Here is an 18,539-nt window from a genome sequence, read left to right on the forward strand (position 1 = left end):
TCTCCCTGCAGTGCTCGCTTCAGGCGGGGTCCGCGCAAACTCGCTTCGCTCAAACACGCGCGGCCCTTTTTCCGCCTGAAGCTGCGCGCTTCGGCGGCGTAGAGGGGTCGGCCAGCCCACACCGCATACCGGGCTTCGGGGGTGCTCGAAGGATGGAGGCCCCTGAAACGTCGACATCCCTCCCTCATCTACGGCCGTGGCCGTGGACAGTCCAACCCCAACGTGTCTGCGACAGTGGGCGGTGTGCCCTGGGCCGGCCGTTGAGGCACCGCCGAGCAGCGGACCGACAGGCGGATCAGGGCCGCGCGTGTTTGAGCGAAGCGAGTTTGCGCGGACCCCGCCTGTCGGGAGCAGCGCAGGGCAGCCGCGAAGCGGCCGGTGACGTCGGCCGGCCCAGGGCACACCGCCCACTGTCGCCCCGCCCATCCGTCGTGCGTCTTTCAACGTCAATGCCGAACGGAAGCCATCCATGCAAATAGACGCAACCCCTTTCCCATACGAGTTCGACCTGGCAAAGACAGCACTGGTGCTCATCGATATGCAACGGGATTTCATCGAGCCCGGTGGCTTCGGCGAAACCCTGGGCAACGATGTCTCGTTGCTCGAAGCGATCGTCCCTGCGACGAAGAAGACGCTCGAAGCCTGGAGAGAAGCGGGCGGCCTGGTGGTTCACACGCGCGAGGCCCACAAGCCCGATCTTTCGGATTGCCCGCCGGCCAAGCGCAACCGCGGCAATCCGAGCTTGCGCATCGGCGACGAAGGGCCGATGGGCCGCATCCTCGTGATGGGCGAGCCCGGCAACCAGATCATTGAAGCGCTCGCACCGGTCGAAGGCGAGATCGTCGTCGACAAGCCCGGCAAGGGCGCGTTCTATGCCACCGGGCTGCACGAGATGCTGAAGCGGCGCGGCATCACTCATTTGCTCTTCGGTGGCGTGACCACCGAGGTCTGCGTGCAGACCAGCATGCGCGAAGCCAACGATCGCGGCTACGACTGCCTGCTGCTCGAAGACTGCACCGAGAGCTACTTTCCTGCCTTCAAGGCGGCCGCGGTCGAGATGATCCGCGCGCAGGGCGCCATCGTCGGCTGGACCGCACCCAGTGCCGCATTGCTCACCGCGCTCGGCAAGCACTAACATCCCTACGTGTCTTCTGTCCGATCTCCTTCCGTTCCCTCCGAGCCTGCGGCTCCGGATCCGGCGTTCCGTACGCGCGCCGATCAGGTCTACGCGCAACTCAAGCGGGACGTCGCCGAGTTCAGCCTCGTCCCGGGCGATCGGTTCACCGAGAACGAAATCAGCGAGCGGCTCGGCGTGTCACGCACGCCGGTGCGGCAGGCACTCTTCAGGCTGCAGCAGGAAGGCTTCGTCGAAGTGCTGTTTCGCAGCGGCTGGCGGGTGCTGCCCTTCGACTTCGACCAGTTCGAGCAGCTCTACGACCTGCGCATGGTGTTGGAGACCACGGCCGTGCACCGGCTGTGCGAAAGCGACCATCGCGTCGACCGCAGCCTGGTTGAAGAACTGGCGGGCATCTGGCTGGTGCCGACGGCGCAGCGCAGTTCAGACACCGTGCAGGTGGCCCAGTGGGACGAGGCCTTTCATTGCGCGCTCGTCGCTGCCGCAGGCAATGCCGAAATGGCGCGCGTGCACCGTGACGTGACCGACCGCATCCGCATCATCCGACGGCTCGATTTCACCAAGCAGCCGCGCATCGACGCCACCTACGACGAGCACGCCAAGATCCTGAAGGCGATCCGCGCGAACCGGGGCGACCAGGCCGCGATGCTGCTGCGTGCGCACATCGAGACCAGCCAGTCCGAAGTGCGCAAGATCACGCTGCACCAGGTGCACATGGCGCGGCATGCGGGTCGCCCGAGGGCACCCGGACGCTGAGTTCACTCCGCCGTGATGCCGCCGCGCTGGACCACGTCGGCCCAGCGCTTGGCGTCCTTCTGGATCAGCGCGCCGAACTCTTCCGGCGTCGACGCGGCGGGCACCATGCCCTGGGCTTCGAAGGCGGTCGCGACTTCGGGCAGCTTCAGTACGGCGCCAATTTCCTTGTTGAGACGCGCGACCACGGCGGGCGGGGTTCCCTTCGGTGCAAGCACGCCGTACCACATGTCGACATTGCCGCCCTTGATGCCGGCTTCCGCCAGTGTCGGCACGTTCGGCAACTGCGGCAGTCGCTTGTCGCTGCCGGTGGCGATCGCCCTGAGCTTGCCGGCCTGGATGTGCTGCAGCGCGACGTGCACGGGCAGGAACATGTAGTCGATGCGGCCGCCGAGCAGGTCCGTCACCGCGCCAGCCGTGCCTTTGTAGGGCACGTGAAGCATCTCGGTGCCGGTGTTCTGCATCAGCAGCGCCATCGAAAGATGATGCGGCGTTCCGACGCCGGGCGTGGCATAGGTCAGCTTGCCGGGCTCGGCCTTGGCGGCGGCGACCACCTGCGCGACCGAAGTGGCCTTCTGCACGTTGGGATTGGTCACCAGGAGCAACGTACCCCACGAGGTGAGCGACACCGGCGTGAAGTCGGCGACGGGGTCGTAGGCGAGCGATTTGTAGAGGCTCTTGTTCATCACCAGCGTGTTGACCTGCACCATCAGCGTGTAGCCATCGGGCTTGGCGCGCGCCACCTTCTCGCTGCCGATGTTGCCGCTGGCGCCCGCGACGTTGTCGACGATCACCGGCTGGCCGAGCGCGGCGGGAAGCCGCACGGACAGCTGGCGCGCGATCAGGTCGATGCCCGTGCCGGGGGTGTACGGCACGACCAGCGTGATCGGCTGGTCGGGCCACGCGTGCGCGGCCACGGCGCTGGCGGTCATGAGCAGGGCGGCGAGGACTTTCTTCAATGGACGCATCGGTGTCTCCGTATTGTTCTGGTGGGCGGCGCGTTCTTCAGATATAGGAAGGGCGCGATTTCAGCGCCGTCGGGTCATAGCCCGCGACGCGCTTGTAGTTGTCGGAAATGGCTTGCAGCTCCTGCTGGGTCACGAACTCTTCCAACCGCTCGAAGCGGCGACCGCCCGAGCGCTCGAACACTTCGCGCAGGATCGCGTCCGGCGGATTGCTGCGGTTGGTCAATACGACGTTGGTGGTCGCCTTCACGCGCACGCGGTCGTAGTCTTCCAGCGCCGCGATGCCGACGCCCATGTTGTGCAGCGCACCGGCCAGATAGCGTGCGTCGATGATGGCTTGGCCGGCACCGTTCGAGCCGCGCGGCACCATCGGATGGGCCGCGTCGCCCAGCAGCGTGAGGCGACCGTGCGTCCACTTGGGTAGCGGCTCCTGGTCGACCATCGGGTATTCGAGGATCGCATCGGACGAACGGATCAGCGCCGGCACGTCGAGCCAGTCGAAGTGCCAGTCCGCGAAGGCCGGAAGGAAGTCCTCGAGACGGCCGGGGCGGCTCCAGTCCTGGAGCGCCGGCTGCGGTGCGTGGATCTCGGCGACCCAGTTGATGAGCTGGTTGCCTTCGCCGTCCACGTTGTCGCGAATCGGGTAGATCACCATCTTGCCCTGATCGAGCCAGCCGGCGCGCACCATGCTCGCACTGGAGAGAAAGGGCTTGTGCTTCGCGGTGCCGCGCCACATGTTGACGCCCGAGTAGCGCGGCGCGCCTTCGTTCGGGTAGAACTGCTTGCGAAGCACCGAGTGGATGCCGTCGCAGCCCACGGCGATCGAACCGCGCACGCTCGGGAGAGGCGATCCGTCCGGCGCCACGAAACGTGCAGTGACGCCGGTGTCGTCCTGGTCCACGCCTGCACATCGGTGCCCGCAGATCACCGCGTCCGCGCCGAGGCGCTCGCGCGTCGCCTGGAGCAGTACCGTGTGCAGGTCACCGCGGTGGATCGAATACTGGGGCCACTCGTAGCCGGCGGCGGTTCCGGCGGCTTCGCGGAACACCAACTGGCCGTGCGAGTTGAAGAAGATCGCTTCCTTGGTGCGCACGCCGACCGCATCGAGCGCGGCCATCAGGCCCAGTTCGCTCAGCTCGCGTGCCGCATGCGGCAGCAGGTTGATGCCCACGCCGAGGGGCTTGAGTTCGGGCACTGCTTCGTAGACGCGGCATGCGATGCCCGCCTGGTTCAGGCTCAATGCCAGGGTCAGTCCGCCGATGCCGGCGCCCAGCACGATGACTTCGGTTTGCTTGCTCATGTCCCGGATTAGATCGAGCCTCCGATCATTTGGGAAATTTAGATGTCGTATGGATTTATCATGATGTCGTATGAATCTGTCCGTCCGGCAAATGCGTGCTTTCCTGCATGTGGCGCGCATCGGCAACTTCACCCGCGCGGCGGAACAGGCGCACATGACGCAGGCGGGCCTGAGCACGCTGGTGCGCGAGATGGAGCGTCAACTCGGCTGTCGTCTGTTCGACCGCACCACGCGGATGGTCAACCTCACTGCGGCTGGCCGGAAGCTGCTGCCGGTGGTCGAAAGAGTCGTGACGGACCTTGACGACGTCACTGCGCGCCTCGGCCTCGAAGGCGACGAAGCGCGCCAGACGCTGCGCATCGCCGCGACCCCCCTGGTGTCGTCCAATCTCCTGCCGCAGGTCTTCCATCAGTTCCGCGAAAGCCATCCGACGGTCAACCTGAAGCTGTTCGACGCTGACCTGCGCGATGTCGAGGCGATGGTGGTGAGCGGCGAGGCGGACATGGGACTGGGCTTCTTCTTCAAGGCTGCGCCGGGGCTGGAGCGCGCGCCGGTCGGGCGCTTCCACCTGATGCGGGTTGCCGCAGCGGAATCCGAGGAGGCATCGCTCCGCACGGGCACGGCGCCGTGGTCGGCGCTACGCTCCGCCGAGCTGATCGGGCTGCCGCCGAGCAATCCGATCCAGAAGGTCATCGACGTGCATCTCGGCGCGATCGATCGGGCCGACGCGCAACGCCAGGCCTTCAATTTCTTCGGTACGTTGATCTCGATGGTCGAGTCCGGATTCGGCACCGCGGTGATGCCGACCTTTGCGCTTGCCGCCTGTCGCCGGCATCGCGTACGCACCGACGTCCTGATCAAGCCGAAAGTGGAACTCGATTTCTATCGTGTCACCAAGCGAGGCGCGCACGAGGGCGAGGCGATGCGCGCCTTCAGCGAGACTTTGGTGAAGGCGCTGCCTGCGCTGTCCAGATAGCGTAGGCAGGCACCGCGCCTCAGAGCGCGAAGTCGTAGTCGATCGTGATGGGCGCGTGGTCGCTGAACTTCAGCGTCTTGAAGATCGCTTCGTTGCGCGCCAGCTGGGCCACCTTCGGCGTGGCGAGGTGGTAGTCCAGCCGCCAGCCCACGTTCTTGGCGTAGGCCTGGCCGCGGTTGCTCCACCAGGTGTAGGCCTCGTCGGTGGTGTCCGGCTTGAGCATGCGGTAGACGTCCACCAGACCCGCGCCTTCCGCGCCGACGTCGAGCAGGTTCGTCATCCAGGCGCGCTCTTCGGGCAGGAAGCCGCTGTTCTTCTGGTTGCCGCGCCAGTTCTTCAGGTCGATCTCCTTGTGGGCGATGTTGATGTCGCCGCATAGGATGAAGTCGCGCTCGCGCTTCAGGGCGATGAGGTGCGGGAAGAAGCCCTTCAGGAAGCGGAACTTGGCCGCCTGCCGCTCCTCGCCGGACGATCCGCTCGGGAAGTAGCAGCTGATGATCGAGAGCTTGCGCTTCGGCGTGTCGAAGCGCAGTTCGAGGTAGCGGCCCTCGGCGTCGAACTCGGGATCACCCCAGCCGATCACCACATCGCTGGGCGCGTGCTTCGAATAGACCGCGGTGCCCGCGTAGCCCTTCTTCTCCGCGAAATGGAAGTGGCCCTTGAGCCCGGCCATCTCCTCGAAGCGGCCCTCGATGTCGCTCGCCTGGACGCGGATTTCCTGCATGCAAATACAATCCGGCGCCAGTTCGGCGACCCAGTCGGCGACGCCTTTGGTGGCAGCCGATCGCAGGCCGTTGAGGTTGAGGCTGGTCAGTTTGAACACAAGGACATTCCCTATGGCTGAAGAGATTGGAGAGGGCGGCGCGCTCGCACAGGAATTCGTGCAGTTCGCGCTGGAGTCGGGGGTGCTGCGTTTCGGCCAGTTCAAGACCAAGGCCGGCCGCATGAGCCCGTATTTTTTCAACGCGGGCCTGTTCGACGACGGCGCCAAGCTCGCGCGGCTCGCCGGATTCTATGCAGACCGGCTGATCGCCAGCGGGCTCGAGTTCGACATGATTTTCGGGCCTGCCTACAAAGGCATTCCGCTTGGCGCCACGGTCGCTGCCGAACTCGCGCGGCGCGGTCGCAACGTGCCTTTCTCGTACAACCGCAAGGAAGCCAAGGACCACGGCGAAGGCGGCACGCTGGTGGGTGCGCCGCTCAAGGGGCGTGTGCTGATCGTCGACGACGTGATGTCCGCCGGCACTGCGGTGCGCGAGTCGATCGCTGCCATCCGTGGTGCCGGCGCAACGCCTCATGCGGTCGCGATTGCGCTGGATCGCCAGGAAAAAGCGACTGAAAACGGCGTGGATGTGGACCACAGCGCGGTGCAATATGTTCGCGATCAGCTCGGACTGCATGTAATTGCCATCGCGACCCTTGACGACTTGTTACAGTACCTGTCAGGCCGCGCCGACGACGAACTGGGCGCCCACCGCCAGGGAGTGCTGGCGTACAGGGCACGTTACGGCGCAGGTTGATTCAACCTGTCTGAAGGATTGATGTTGGCGAGAACCCAAGCATTGTTTGCATTTCTGGCGCTCTCGCTGGCTGCGGCCGGTGCTGGGCACGCTCAGCAACCTTCGGGCACGCGGCCGTCGACCGGCGCAGCCGGCACGGGTCCCGGCATCTACAGCTGCACCGACGCGAAAGGCCGCACGATCACGGCGGACCGGCCGATTGCCGACTGCGTCGACCGCGAGCAGCGCGAACTCAACCCGAGCGGCACCACGCGGCGCAAGATCGAACCGACCTACACGGCGCGAGAACAGGCCGAGCGGGAGGAACGCGAGCGCCAGGCGCAGTTGCTGGCCGCCCGCCAGCTCGAAGAAAAGCGGCGCGAACGGGCGCTGCTGATCCGCTATCCCACGCCCGCGGCGCACGATCGCGAACGCACCGAGGCGCTGGTCCAGATCGACGTCGTGATCCAGGCCGCGAAGAAGCGCGTGGGCGAACTCGCCGAGGAACGCAAGCGGATCGACGACGAGCTCGAGTTCTACAAGAAGGACCCGACCAAGGCGCCCGACTCGCTGCGCCGCAAGGTCGAGGACAACGCGCGGAGCGTGGCGGTGCAGAACCGCTTCATCGGCGAGCAGGAGGACGAGAAGAAGCGCGTGAATGCGCGCTTCGATGAAGAACAAACTCGCCTCAAACCCCTCTGGGCAGCTAAATAGAGCTCGCCCCCAGGCTTGCTCACTTCGTGTAGCCGCCTACCCCCTGCCGGGGGCAACACCGGCGGACCGGCGGAGCCGGATCCTCGGTGTTTCACGAAGGGCGGCCTCGCTTCGCTTTGGCCGCTCTCGCGTATTAGCCTAGCTTGGCTTTCAGGAGGGCGTTGACCTGGGCGGGGTTGGCCTTGCCTTGGCTGGCCTTCATGACCTGGCCGACGAGGGCATTGAAGGCTTTGTCTTTTCCGGCGCGGTATTCGTCGATGTTCTTCTGGTTGGTGGCGAGGACGGTGTCGATGATTTTCTCGAGGGCGCCGCTGTCGCTCATCTGCTTGAGGCCCTTGGCTTCGATGACGGCGTCGACGTCCTGGCTTTCGCCGGTCCAGAGGGCGTCGAAGACCTGGCGGGCGGCGTTGTTCGAGATGGTGCCGTCGCTGATGCGTTCGATCAGCCTGGCCAGTTGCGCGGCACTCACCGGGGCCTCAGTGATTTCTACGTCCTGCTGGTTGAGCCGGCGGGCGATTTCGCCGGTGATCCAGTTGCTGGCCAGCTTGGGGGCGGCGCCGGCACTGACGGCGGCGTCGAAGTAGCCGGCGAGCGCAGGGCTCTGCGTGAGCTGGGTCGCGTCGTATTCCGACAGACCGTGCTGTTGCACGTAGCGCTCGGCCATGGCGCGGGGCAGTTCGGGCATTTCGGCACGTACGCGCTCGATCCATTCGGCGGCGATCGCCAGCGGCGGCAGGTCGGGGTCGGGGAAGTAGCGGTAGTCGGCGGCGTCTTCCTTGGTGCGCATGGCGCGGGTCTCGCCGGTGTCGGGGTCGAACAGCACCGTGGCCTGCTGGATCTGGCGGCCGTCCTCGATCTCCTCGATCTGCCAGCGGATCTCGTAGTCGATCGCCTGCTGCATGAACTTGAAGCTGTTGAGGTTCTTGATCTCGCGGCGGGTGCCGAGCGGCGCACCGGGCTTGCGCACTGACACGTTGGCATCGCAGCGGAAGCTGCCTTCCTGCATGTTGCCGTCGCAGATGCCGATCCAGGTGACGATCTTGTGCAGTTCGCGCGCATAGGCCACGGCCTCGGCGGTGGAGCGCATGTCGGGTTCGGTCACGATTTCCAGCAGGGGCGTGCCGGCGCGGTTCAGGTCGATGCCGGACTGGCCGATGAAGTCCTCGTGCAGGGACTTGCCGGCGTCCTCTTCGAGGTGGGCGCGCACCAGGCGCACGGTCTTCTTCTCGTCGCCGAGGAAGAAGCTCACCGATCCACCTTGCACGACGGGGATCTCGAACTGACTGATCTGGTAGCCCTTGGGCAGGTCGGGGTAGAAGTAGTTCTTGCGCGCGAACACGCTGCGCGGTGCGATGTGCGAGCCGAGTGCGAGCCCGAGCTTGATCGCGCGCTCGACCGCGCCCTTGTTCATCACCGGCAGCGTACCGGGCAGCGCGAGGTCAACCGCGCAGGCCTGCGTGTTGGGCTCGGCCCCGAAAGCGGTCGACGCGCGGCTGAAGATCTTCGACGCGGTGGAAAGCTGGGCGTGGGTCTCGAAGCCGATGATGACTTCGTAGCCGCGCACCAGCGGGCCCGTCGGACGTCCGCTCTGCGCGGCTTCGAAAGTGTTGATTTCGCTCATGTCAGTTCTTCGCCATTGCGATCAGTACCCAGCCGGCGTGCGCTGGTGCCAGTCGGTGGCTTGCTGGAAGCGGTGCGCAGCGTTGAGGAGGCGGGCTTCGTCGCAGTAGTTGCCGATCAGTTGCACGCCGACGGGCATGCCCCCGTCGAAGCCGGCCGGCACGCTCATGCCGGGCAGGCCGGCGAGCGAGGCGGGTAGCGTGAAGATGTCGGCGAGGTAGTCGGCGACCGGATCCCCGCCGTGCTCACCCAGCTTCCACGCAACAGTCGGCGCGGCCGGGCCGGCGATAATGTCGCACTGCTTGAACGCCTGCTGGAAGTCGTCCGCGATCATGCGTCGCACCTTCTGGGCTTGCAGGTAGTAGGCGTCGTAGTACCCATGGGAGAGCACGTACGTGCCGATCATGATGCGGCGCTTGACCTCGTCGCCGAAGCCCTCCTCGCGCGTCTTGGCGTACATGTCGGCGAGATCGCGGTAGTCCTTGGCGCGATGACCGAACTTGACGCCGTCGAAGCGGCTCAGGTTGCTCGACGCCTCTGCGGCCGCAAGGATGTAGTAGACGGGGATCGACAACTCGGTGCGGGGCAGTGTGATTTCGACGCGACGTGCGCCGAGCTTTTCATACTCGGCCAGCGCGGCATCGACCACCGCGCGCACGCCGGGCGCGACGCCGTCGCCCAGGAATTCCTTCGGCACGCCGATGCGAAGGCCTTCGAGCGAATCGCCGAGGCGCCGCGAGAAATCCTCGACCGGCCTGTCGAGCGAGGTCGAATCGCGATCCGGGTCGGGCCCGCACATCGCGGAGAGCAGCAGCGCGCAATCTTCTGCCGATCGGGCCATCGGGCCGGCCTGGTCGAGGCTCGACGCGAAGGCCACCATGCCGTAGCGCGAGGCGCGCCCGTAGGTCGGCTTGATGCCGGTCACGCCGCAGAAGGACGCGGGTTGGCGGATCGAGCCGCCCGTGTCGGTGCCGGTCGCGGCGGGCGCCAGGCGTGCCGCGACAACCGCGGCACTGCCGCCCGACGAACCGCCGGGAATGCGCGCCGTATCCCATGGGTTGCGGACCGGCACGGCATGGTCGAAGCCGACGGCGGGCACGGCGACGTTTTCGTTGGCCGAGCCCATCGCGAACTCGTCGCAACTCAGCTTTCCGAGCGTCACGGCGCCGGCTTCGGCGAGCTTGCGCACGACGGTGGCGTCGAAGGGCGAGCGGTAGCCGGCCAGGATGCGGGAGCCGGCGGTGGTCGGGAGGCTCGCGGTGACAAAGATGTCCTTGTGCGCGATCGGCACGCCGGCGAGCGGCGGCGCGTTGCCCGCGGCGATTTGGGCATCCGCCGCACGCGCCTGCACCAGCGTCTGGTCCTCGTCGACCGCCACGAAGGCGCCCAGGTCTTGATGTTGCCGGATCCGGCCCAGTTGGTGCTGGGCGGCCTCAACCGCCGAAATCTCGCGCTCGCGCAGGGCCTTGGCAAGCTGGGCCACGCCCAGCTGATGCAGTTCGCCGCTCATTCGATCACCTTCGGAACGAGGAACAGGCCGTTTTCGACCGCGGGCGCGCTGCGCTGGTTTGCTTCACGGTTGTTCGGTTCGGTGACAGCGTCTTCGGCGAGGCGAAGTGTCACGTCCGCGACCGTGGCGACCGGATGCGCCAGCGGTTCGACGCCCGCGGTGTCGACCGCGCGCATCTGCTCGACGAGATCGAAAAAGCCGTTGATCTGACCCAGCATCCGCTCGCTTTCGTCAGGTGCAAGCTGGAGCCGGGCGAGCGATGCGATACGCAAAATATCGGATGAGGTGAGGGACATCGGAGAAAAGAGACTGGCGGGTGTGAAAACCGGGCACTCGCACCCCGCAAAGGAGCGTCGAAACGCTGGAGTGACAAGGGATTCGGTTATTATCCCGCCTTTGCCGCAACCCCCGCGAACGCGGCGGCATTTGCCGCAAAAACGATTCAAACCACCCCGTCAAACGACCCAGCAAGAGGGCGACGGCCTGCCGACGCGCATGCCGTGCTCCAGAGGATTCCGCAATGTTTGGAGCTTTCCGTCGGTACTTTTCTACCGACCTCGCGATCGACCTCGGCACCGCCAACACCCTGATCTTTGCCCGCAACAAAGGCATTGTCCTGGACGAGCCTTCGGTCGTCGCGATCCGTCACGAAGGCGGTCCGCACGGCAAGAAGGTGATCCAGGCCGTCGGCCGCGAAGCCAAGGCGATGCTCGGCAAGGTGCCCGGCAACATCGAGGCCATCCGCCCCATGAAGGATGGCGTGATCGCCGACTTCGTGATCACGGAGCAGATGATCAAGCAGTTCATCAAGATGGTGCACCCGCGATCGCTGCTGACCCCCAGCCCGCGCATCATCATCTGCGTGCCTTGCGGCTCGACCCAGGTCGAGCGCCGCGCCATCAAGGACGCGGCCGAAGCCGCCGGCGCGACCTCGGTCTACCTGATCGAGGAGCCCATGGCCGCCGCGATCGGCGCCGGCCTGCCGGTCTCCGAGGCCAGCGGCTCGATGGTCGTCGACATCGGCGGCGGCACCACCGAAGTGGGGGTGATCTCGCTGGGGGGCATGGTCTACAAGGGCAGCGTCCGCGTGGGCGGCGACCGCTTCGACGAGGCCATCATCAACTACATCCGCCGAAACTACGGCATGCTCATCGGCGAACCGACGGCCGAAGTCATCAAGAAGAGCATCGGCTCCGCCTTCCCGGGTTCCGAAGTCAAGGAAATGGAAGTCAAGGGCCGCAACCTCAGCGAAGGCGTGCCGCGCAGCTTCACCATCAGCAGCAACGAAGTGCTGGAAGCGCTGACCGACCCGCTCAACAACATCGTTTCCGCCGTCAAGAATGCGCTGGAACAGACCCCGCCCGAACTGGGCGCCGACATCGCCGAGCGCGGAATGATGCTCACCGGCGGTGGCGCACTCCTGCGCGACCTCGATCGACTCCTTGCCGAGGAAACCGGCCTGCCCGTACTTGTTGCCGAAGACCCACTCACCTGCGTTGTGCGGGGCTGCGGCATCGCACTCGAGCGCATGGACAGGCTCGGAAGCATCTTTACCAGCGAATAATGCGACTGATGCGCAAACGGCCGGCCCGCGTTTGCGCAGGGCCGGCTTTTTCAATTTAGGACAGTCTTTCCGCCATGCCGCTCGGCACGCTCGATCGCACCGCGCCACCCCTGTTCAACCAGGGGCCTTCGGCGCTCAGCAAGCTGATCTTCTTCAGCGCGCTCGCGCTGTTCCTGATGGTGGCCGATGCTCGCTTCAACATCGTGCAACCGGTGCGCGCGGCGATCGGCGCGGTGCTTTATCCGATCCAGTGGCTGGCGCTCAAACCGGTGCAGCTTGCAGTCGGTGGCGGGCGCTATCTCGAAGACCTGCAGACGGCCCAAAGCAACGAAGGGGATGCGCGCAAGGCGCTGGCGCTGCAGTCGGAGCGCGCGAGCCAGGCAGACACCCTCGCGCAGGAAAACGCTCGGCTGCGGGCGATGCTCGAACTGCGCCAGACCACGCAGACTCCCGGACGGGTGGCCGAAGTGCTCTACGACACCGCCGACCCCTATACCCGCAAGCTGGTGATCGACCAGGGCCTCACGAACGGCGTCGTGGCCGGCTCGCCCGTGATCGACGAACACGGCGTGCTCGGTCAGGTCACGCAGGTCTTGCCGTTCACGAGCGAAATCACCCTGGTGATCGACCGGGACCTGTCCATCCCCGTGCAGAACGTGCGCACCGGCGCGCGCAGCGTCGCGTTCGGCGATGCGAGCGCGCACGGCGGCGGGCTCGAACTGCGCTTCATGGCCGCGAATGCCGATCTGGAGGAAGGCGACATGCTCACCACGAGCGGCGTCGACGGCGTCTATCCGCCGGGCCTACCGGTCGCGAAGATCGACCGCATCGAACGTCGCGCCGACTCGGCCTTCGCGCGCATCCACCTCGTGCCGGTGGGCCATGTGACGGCGGCGCGCTACGTGCTTGTGCTGGCGCCGATCGGTGCGCAGTCGCTGCCCCGGCCCGCGCCCAACGCGGCGGCCAGCCCAGCGGCCAAGAAGAAGGCCGATCGCGCGGATGCCAAGGCCGACAAGGCGGACGCGAAGGCCGACGCCAAGGCTGACAAGAAAGCGAAGGCGCCACGATGATCATGCGTCCTGGTCAGCAGCAACTCCTGCTCCCCGTCAGCCCGCTCTTCATGTGGGGCAGCCTCATCGTCGCGCTGCTGCTCAACATGGTGCCGCTGGGCCGCGCCGCATGGACGCCCGACCTGCTCGCGCTGGTGATCGTGTTCTGGAGCGTGCACCAGCCGGCACGCATCGGTATTGGCGCGGCCTTCGTGTTCGGGCTGTTGATGGATGTGCACCAGGCGGCCATGCTGGGGCAGCATGCGCTGTCCTACACCACGCTGGGCTTCTTCGCGATCATGATCCACCGGCGCCTGCTGTGGTTTCCGGTGATTTCGCAGGCGCTGCAGGTGTTGCCGCTGTTTGCGCTGTCGCACCTGATCGAACTCGCCATCCGCATGATCGGCGGCGGCGTTTTCCCGGGATGGTCGCTGCTGATCGCGCCGGTGATCGAGGCAGCCCTGTGGCCTTTCGTGAGCCTGGCGTTGCTGGCGCCCCAGCGCCGGACGCCGGAACCTGATGCCAACCGCCCCCTCTGATGTTGCTCGCCCCCAGGCTGCGCGCACTTCGTGTCGCTTCGCCTACCCCCTGCCGGGGGCGGTGCGGCCGCTTCGGGGCGGCCGTGCGCGGCGCACCTCCCTGATCTCCGGCGGGCGCGTCTTGTTGCGTCTGAGCATTGACTTGCCTAAGCTGAATCATTCATGACCGAAATCCGCAACGTTGCTGCCGATCTCTCGCGCTTCAAGCGTCGGGTGGTCGTGATCGGCCTGGTCGTGCTGGCGGCTTTCGGACTGCTGTGCATGCGGCTGGTCTATCTGCAGGTGGTGCGTCACGAAGACCTGGCGGAGCAAGCAGAGAGCAATCGCACGGCGATCGTGCCGGTGGTGCCGAATCGCGGTCTGATCCTCGACCGCAACGGCATCATCCTGGCATCCAACTACTCGGCCTACACGCTTGAGATCACGCCCTCGAAGGCCGGCAGTCTCGAAGACACGATCGACAGCCTCACGGAAGTGCTGGAGATCTCGCAGCGCGACCGCCGGCGCTTCAAGCGGTTGCGCGAGGACTCCCGCAGCTTCGACTCGGTCCCCATCCGCACGCGTCTCACGGACGAGGAAGTCGCCCGCTTCGCGGCGCAGCGCTATCGCTTTCCCGGCGTCGAGATCAAGGCACGGCTGTTCCGCAACTACCCCAACGGCGATCTCGCGAGCCACGTGCTGGGCTACATCGGCCGTATCAACCAGGCCGAGAAGGCGGCGATGGAGGACTGGGAAGACGAGGATCTCGCCAACTACAAGGGAACCGAGTACATCGGCAAGCTGGGCGTGGAACAGAGCTACGAGAAGACGCTCCACGGCCAGACCGGCGTCGAGCAGATGGAGACCTCCGCCGGTGGCCGGGCGGTGAGGCGGCTCGCGGCGCACCCCGCGACGCCGGGTAACACGGTCATGCTTTCGCTCGACATCAAGCTGCAGAAGCTGGTGGAGGACATGTACGGCGACCGGCGCGGCGCGCTCGTCGCCATCGATCCGAGGAGCGGCGAGATCCTGGCTTTCGTCAGCAAGCCGACCTTCGATCCGAATCTCTTCGTCGAAGGCATCGACACGGAAAGCTGGAAGGAGCTCAGCGAATCGATCGACAAGCCCTTGCTCAATCGCGCGTTGCGGGGAACCTATCCGCCGGGATCGACCTACAAGCCCTTCATGGCGCTGGCGGCGCTGCAGACGGGCAAGCGCAGCCCCAGCGTGGTGATCAACGATCCTGGCTACTTCAACTTCGGCGGGCACCGCTTCGGCAGCCCGGAAGGCAACATCGGTGGCGTCGACATGCGGCGCTCGATCCAGTTGTCGAGCAATATCTACTACTACTCGCTGGCCAACGAGATGGGCGTGGACCTGATCCACGACGCGATGAAGCCGCTGGGCTTCGGCCAGATCACCGGCATCGACATCGGCGGCGAAGTGCGTGGGGTTCTGCCCAGCACGGAGTGGAAGCGAAATGCCTACAAGCGCCCCGAGCAGAAGAAGTGGTATGCGGGCGAAACCATCTCGCTCGGCATCGGGCAGGGCTACAACGCCTTCACGATGCTGCAATTGGCGCAGGCCACGGCGATCGTGGCCGACAGCGGGATGAAGCACAAGCCGCACCTCGGCCTCGCCATCCGCGACACGGTGACGGGCAACGTGAAGCCCATCGATCAGCCTCCGGCCGAGAACCTGGGCATCACCGCTGCGAACGCCGCGGTGGTGCGAGAGGGCCTGGTGGCGGTGGTCAATGCGGGTACGGCGCGCGGCGTTTTCATCGGCGCGGGCTACCAGGCGGCTGGCAAGACCGGCACCGCGCAAGCGGTCGGCATGACGCAGAACGTCAAATACAACGCCAAGGCACTCGAAGAGCACCAGCGCGATCACGCGCTCTTCATGGCCTTCGCGCCGGCCAACGATCCGAAGATCGCGGTGGCCCTCGTCGTCGAGAACGCGGGCTGGGGCGCGGGCGCTGCGGCCCCGATCGCGCGTCGCGTATTCGACTACTGGCTGCTCAATCAGTACCCGAGCGAGGCCGACATGGCCGCCATCCAGGTCGGCAAGGCGACTGCGCCGATCGGCAAGCCGCGCGTTGCGAGCGAGGTCGCGTGGCCTTCTGCCTCCGCGGCCGCGACGAACGCACCCTGACAACAGCGCCCCACGATCCGCCGAGGATCAGCGCAGGAACGCGTCGTAGGCGGTCTTCAGGATCAGCGCTCCGACCACGACGATGAACACCTTGCGCACGAAGCCCGCGCCGTGCTTGATGGCCACCCGCGCGCCGATCACGCTGCCGGCCACGTTGGCTACCGCCATCACCAGTCCGTAGTGCCACAGCACATGGCCCTTGAGCCCGAGCAGCAAGAGCGCGCCCAGGTTGGTCATGGTGTTGAGAAGTTTGGCGGATGCGGCGGCGTTGAGGAAGTCGTAGCCCAGCCAGCGCACGAACAGGAACACGAAGAAGCTGCCCGTACCGGGCCCGAAGAATCCGTCGTACACGCCGAGCGCGAAGCCGATAGATGCAGTGGCGATCAGCTCGGCACGGCCGCTGAAGCGCGGCGTATGGTGGCGGCCCATGTCCTTTCGCGCGAGCGTGTAGAGCAGCAGCACCACGAGGATGACGGGCAGCAACTTGCGCAGGAACTCGCCCGGGACGACGGTCACCGCCCACGCACCGGTCATCGATCCGGCGAAGGCGAGGGCGGCAGCAGGAAGCAGCGTGTTCCAGCGAAGACCCACACGATGGTGAAACTGCGCCGTGGCCGCCGCCGTGCCCCAGACCGATGCGCTCTTGTTGGTGCCCAGAAGCGTTGCGGGCGGCGTACCGGGCAGCACGCTGAACAGCACCGGCACCAGGATCAGGCCGCCTCCGCCCACGATCGAATCGATGAAGCCCGCGAACAGCGAGGCCAGGGTAAGCACCAGTATTTCCATTACGGAAATTGTCTCACTGGGTTTCCCATGGAATTCGTAGCTGCGGGTGGCGCGTTCGTGCGGGCCGGTCCGGCTCAAGGCGCCAAAAAGAAAAGGCGCCGACCAGCGGCGCCTTGTTCAAAAAAACGGCATCTCGTACGAATGCCTTGGGTCGATTCTTCTGATTCTCGAAAGATGTCTCCTCGGTCCCCCGCGCATCGGGCAGGCCCGTTTGCGAGTGGCGAGACTTTAGTTCGGCGCACCTTGCCAGTGCATCGGGGATTACCCGTCAATTCAACAATCGGAAACACGGAAATTCAACGTCGTGCTTCGCGCACCCAGGCGGCCGCCTTCTCCGCCATCATCAATGTGGGGCTGTTGGTGTTGCCGCTGGTGATCGTGGGCATCGCGCCGGCGTCGACCACGCGCAGTCCCGCAACACCGCGAACACGCAGGCGAGCATCGAGCACGGCCATCGGATCGTCGTCACGTCCCATCTTCGTGGTGCCGACAGGATGGAAGATGGTGGTCGCGATGTCACCGGCCAGGCGCGCGAGTTCTTCGTCGCTCTGATACTGCACGCCGGGTTTCCATTCCTCGGGACCGTATTTCGCGAGGGCGGGTTGGGCGGCAATCCGTCGCGTGACGCGCAGCGAATCGGCCGCCACCTTGCGATCCTCGTCGGTGCTCAGGTAGTTGGGCGCGATGGCGGGCGCATCCTCGAAGCGTGGGCTCTTGATGCGCACGGTGCCGCGGCTGGTCGGGTTCAGGTTGCACACGCTGGCGGTGAAGGCCGGAAAGCTGTGCAGGGGCTCGCCGAAGGCGTCGAGCGAAAGCGGCTGCACGTGGTACTCGAGGTTGGGCCACGCGTACGCCGCGGAACTGCGCGTGAAGGCCCCGAGCTGCGACGGCGCCATGCTCATCGGCCCGCTGCGTTTCAACAGGTACTCCATGCCGATCTTCGCCTTGCCATAGAGCGAGGAGGCCAGCACATTGAGCGTGGGTGCATCCTTGATCTTGTAGACCGCGCGGATCTGGAGATGGTCCTGCAGATTGGCGCCGACACCCGGTGCATCGAGCGCCACCTCGATGCCATGCTGGCGCAGGAGATCGGCCGGTCCGATGCCCGAGAGCTGCAGGATTTGCGGGGAGCCGATGCTTCCTGCGCACAGGATCACTTCACGCGTCGCATGGGCCGTCACGGATTCGTGGCCGTCCCACACCTGCGCGCCGGTGCAGCGCCGGCTGCCGTCGGCTTGAGTTTCGATCACGAGCCGCGACACCTGCGCGCCCGTCCAGAGCTCGAAGTTCGGTCGCCCGTAGCAGGTCGGGCGCAGGAAGGCCTTGGCGGTGTTCCAGCGCCACCCGTTCTTCTGGTTGACCTGGAAATAGCCGACGCCCTCGTTCGTGCCGCGATTGAAGTCGGTGGTGTGGGGCACGCCCGCCTGCACCGCGGCCGCGGCGAAGGCGTCGAGGATGTCCCAGCGCAGCCGTTGCTTCTCCACCCGCCATTCGCCGCCCGCGCCGTGCAGTTCGTCGGCGCCGAGATAGTAGTCCTCGTGCTTCTTGAAGGCCGGCAGCACCTTGTCCCACCGCCATTCGTCGTCGCCGGTGACCTGGGCCCATTGGTCGTAGTCGCGCGACTGCCCGCGCATGTAGATCATCCCGTTGATGCTCGACGAGCCGCCGAGCGTCTTGCCGCGTGGATAGCGCAGCGTGCGCCCGTTCAGCCCGGGGTCCGGCTCGGTGTTGTAGAGCCAGTCGGTGCGCGGATTGCCGATGCAATAGAGATAGCCGACCGGGATGTGGATCCAGTGGTAGTCGTCCTTGCGTCCCGCCTCGATCAGCAGCACGCGGCATTGCCTGTCGGCGCTCAGGCGATTGGCCATCAGCGCACCGGCAGTGCCCGCGCCGATGACGATGTAGTCGAAAGTGGTGTCGCTCATTGACGCGTGCTTGTCTCTGTTTGTTGTCGCGGAAGTCCCGCCAGCCCCAGCAAGTATGCGGCCGCCGGGCC

At 65.9% G+C, this 18,539-nt stretch carries 17 protein-coding genes; 9 read left to right on the plus strand and 8 right to left on the minus strand.

Annotation, left to right across the window (positions count from 1 at the left end):
- Positions 1-469 precede the first annotated feature (469 nt).
- Positions 470-1,135: a cysteine hydrolase family protein gene (locus AC1D3B_RS34290; protein WP_478195132.1), complete on the plus strand. Its 666-nt coding sequence runs from the start codon at positions 470-472 to the stop codon at positions 1,133-1,135.
- A 9-nt stretch (positions 1,136-1,144) separates the two neighbouring features.
- Positions 1,145-1,891: a GntR family transcriptional regulator gene (locus tag AC1D3B_RS34295; protein WP_478195133.1), complete on the plus strand. Its 747-nt coding sequence runs from the start codon at positions 1,145-1,147 to the stop codon at positions 1,889-1,891.
- A gap of 2 nt (positions 1,892-1,893) precedes the next feature.
- Here AC1D3B_RS34295 and AC1D3B_RS34300 read toward each other — a convergent pair whose 3' ends face one another.
- Both AC1D3B_RS34300 and AC1D3B_RS34305 read right to left on the minus strand, forming a co-directional pair.
- Positions 1,894-2,856, minus strand: coding sequence for a Bug family tripartite tricarboxylate transporter substrate binding protein (locus AC1D3B_RS34300; RefSeq protein WP_478195134.1), 963 nt, complete (start codon positions 2,854-2,856; stop codon positions 1,894-1,896).
- Positions 2,857-2,893: 37 nt separating this feature from the next.
- Positions 2,894-4,153: a flavin-dependent oxidoreductase gene (locus AC1D3B_RS34305; protein ID WP_478195135.1), complete on the minus strand. Its 1,260-nt coding sequence runs from the start codon at positions 4,151-4,153 to the stop codon at positions 2,894-2,896.
- Between the two features lie 70 nt (positions 4,154-4,223).
- Here AC1D3B_RS34305 and AC1D3B_RS34310 point away from each other — a divergent pair, with 70 nt between their 5' ends.
- Complete coding sequence (locus AC1D3B_RS34310) at positions 4,224-5,129, plus strand: LysR family transcriptional regulator (protein WP_478195136.1); 906 nt, start codon at positions 4,224-4,226, stop codon at positions 5,127-5,129.
- A 19-nt stretch (positions 5,130-5,148) separates the two neighbouring features.
- Here AC1D3B_RS34310 and AC1D3B_RS34315 read toward each other — a convergent pair whose 3' ends face one another.
- Positions 5,149-5,952, minus strand: a complete 804-nt coding sequence (locus tag AC1D3B_RS34315) for an exodeoxyribonuclease III (protein WP_478195137.1) — start codon at positions 5,950-5,952, stop codon at positions 5,149-5,151.
- Between the two features lie 13 nt (positions 5,953-5,965).
- Between AC1D3B_RS34315 and pyrE the strand changes: the two genes are divergently transcribed.
- Complete coding sequence (pyrE, locus tag AC1D3B_RS34320; protein WP_478195167.1) at positions 5,966-6,649, plus strand: orotate phosphoribosyltransferase; 684 nt, start codon at positions 5,966-5,968, stop codon at positions 6,647-6,649.
- Positions 6,650-6,691: 42 nt separating this feature from the next.
- Positions 6,692-7,342: a DUF4124 domain-containing protein gene (locus AC1D3B_RS34325; RefSeq protein WP_478195138.1), complete on the plus strand. Its 651-nt coding sequence runs from the start codon at positions 6,692-6,694 to the stop codon at positions 7,340-7,342.
- Between the two features lie 133 nt (positions 7,343-7,475).
- Here the strand turns inward: AC1D3B_RS34325 and gatB are convergent, their stop codons facing one another.
- From gatB to gatC, 3 genes are read right to left on the minus strand one after another with little or no spacing between them, the layout of a single operon-like run.
- Positions 7,476-8,963: an Asp-tRNA(Asn)/Glu-tRNA(Gln) amidotransferase subunit GatB gene (gene gatB / locus AC1D3B_RS34330; protein WP_478195139.1), complete on the minus strand. Its 1,488-nt coding sequence runs from the start codon at positions 8,961-8,963 to the stop codon at positions 7,476-7,478.
- A 21-nt stretch (positions 8,964-8,984) separates the two neighbouring features.
- A complete protein-coding gene (gene gatA / locus AC1D3B_RS34335; protein WP_478195140.1) occupies positions 8,985-10,472 on the minus strand; it encodes an Asp-tRNA(Asn)/Glu-tRNA(Gln) amidotransferase subunit GatA in 1,488 nt (495 codons plus the stop codon).
- Positions 10,469-10,768, minus strand: coding sequence for an Asp-tRNA(Asn)/Glu-tRNA(Gln) amidotransferase subunit GatC (gene gatC, locus AC1D3B_RS34340; RefSeq protein WP_478195141.1), 300 nt, complete (start codon positions 10,766-10,768; stop codon positions 10,469-10,471). Before gatC ends, gatA begins: the two co-directional genes overlap by 4 nt.
- Positions 10,769-10,992: 224 nt before the next feature.
- Between gatC and AC1D3B_RS34345 the strand changes: the two genes are divergently transcribed.
- The 4 genes from AC1D3B_RS34345 to mrdA all read left to right on the plus strand — a co-directional run bounded on the left by AC1D3B_RS34345 (position 10,993) and on the right by mrdA (position 15,757).
- The gene (locus tag AC1D3B_RS34345) at positions 10,993-12,036 is read left to right on the plus strand and encodes a rod shape-determining protein (protein WP_028249609.1); all 1,044 of its coding nucleotides are present in this window, start codon (positions 10,993-10,995) and stop codon (positions 12,034-12,036) included.
- A 74-nt stretch (positions 12,037-12,110) separates the two neighbouring features.
- On the plus strand, positions 12,111-13,106 hold the full coding sequence (gene mreC / locus AC1D3B_RS34350; RefSeq protein ID WP_478195142.1) for a rod shape-determining protein MreC: 996 nt from the start codon (positions 12,111-12,113) through the stop codon (positions 13,104-13,106).
- Complete coding sequence (gene mreD, locus AC1D3B_RS34355) at positions 13,103-13,624, plus strand: rod shape-determining protein MreD (RefSeq protein ID WP_478195143.1); 522 nt, start codon at positions 13,103-13,105, stop codon at positions 13,622-13,624. Before mreC ends, mreD begins: the two co-directional genes overlap by 4 nt.
- Before the next feature lie 162 nt (positions 13,625-13,786).
- Positions 13,787-15,757, plus strand: coding sequence for a penicillin-binding protein 2 (gene mrdA, locus AC1D3B_RS34360; protein ID WP_478195144.1), 1,971 nt, complete (start codon positions 13,787-13,789; stop codon positions 15,755-15,757).
- Positions 15,758-15,784: 27 nt separating this feature from the next.
- Here mrdA and AC1D3B_RS34365 read toward each other — a convergent pair whose 3' ends face one another.
- Both AC1D3B_RS34365 and AC1D3B_RS34370 read right to left on the minus strand, forming a co-directional pair.
- On the minus strand, positions 15,785-16,543 hold the full coding sequence (locus AC1D3B_RS34365) for a sulfite exporter TauE/SafE family protein (RefSeq protein ID WP_478195145.1): 759 nt from the start codon (positions 16,541-16,543) through the stop codon (positions 15,785-15,787).
- Positions 16,544-16,839: 296 nt separating this feature from the next.
- Positions 16,840-18,468, minus strand: coding sequence for a GMC family oxidoreductase (locus tag AC1D3B_RS34370; protein WP_478195146.1), 1,629 nt, complete (start codon positions 18,466-18,468; stop codon positions 16,840-16,842).
- Positions 18,469-18,539 lie beyond the last annotated feature (71 nt).

It is taken from the genome of Variovorax sp. P5_A3, from assembly GCF_056400665.1.

Bases quoted from the DNA above. Each gene is read 5' to 3' on its own strand.
- AC1D3B_RS34290 (WP_478195132.1), top strand. From the start codon at position 470: ATGCAAATAGACGCAACCCCTTTCCCATACGAGTTCGACCTGGCAAAG.
- AC1D3B_RS34300 (WP_478195134.1), bottom strand. From the start codon at position 2,856: ATGCGTCCATTGAAGAAAGTCCTCGCCGCCCTGCTCATGACCGCCAGC.
- AC1D3B_RS34305 (WP_478195135.1), bottom strand. From the start codon at position 4,153: ATGAGCAAGCAAACCGAAGTCATCGTGCTGGGCGCCGGCATCGGCGGA.
- AC1D3B_RS34310 (WP_478195136.1), top strand. From the start codon at position 4,224: ATGAATCTGTCCGTCCGGCAAATGCGTGCTTTCCTGCATGTGGCGCGC.
- pyrE (WP_478195167.1), top strand. From the start codon at position 5,966: ATGGCTGAAGAGATTGGAGAGGGCGGCGCGCTCGCACAGGAATTCGTG.
- gatB (WP_478195139.1), bottom strand. From the start codon at position 8,963: ATGAGCGAAATCAACACTTTCGAAGCCGCGCAGAGCGGACGTCCGACG.
- gatA (WP_478195140.1), bottom strand. From the start codon at position 10,472: ATGAGCGGCGAACTGCATCAGCTGGGCGTGGCCCAGCTTGCCAAGGCC.
- gatC (WP_478195141.1), bottom strand. From the start codon at position 10,768: ATGTCCCTCACCTCATCCGATATTTTGCGTATCGCATCGCTCGCCCGG.
- AC1D3B_RS34345 (WP_028249609.1), top strand. From the start codon at position 10,993: ATGTTTGGAGCTTTCCGTCGGTACTTTTCTACCGACCTCGCGATCGAC.
- mreC (WP_478195142.1), top strand. From the start codon at position 12,111: ATGCCGCTCGGCACGCTCGATCGCACCGCGCCACCCCTGTTCAACCAG.
- mreD (WP_478195143.1), top strand. From the start codon at position 13,103: ATGATCATGCGTCCTGGTCAGCAGCAACTCCTGCTCCCCGTCAGCCCG.
- mrdA (WP_478195144.1), top strand. From the start codon at position 13,787: ATGACCGAAATCCGCAACGTTGCTGCCGATCTCTCGCGCTTCAAGCGT.
- AC1D3B_RS34365 (WP_478195145.1), bottom strand. From the start codon at position 16,543: ATGGAAATACTGGTGCTTACCCTGGCCTCGCTGTTCGCGGGCTTCATC.
- AC1D3B_RS34370 (WP_478195146.1), bottom strand. From the start codon at position 18,468: ATGAGCGACACCACTTTCGACTACATCGTCATCGGCGCGGGCACTGCC.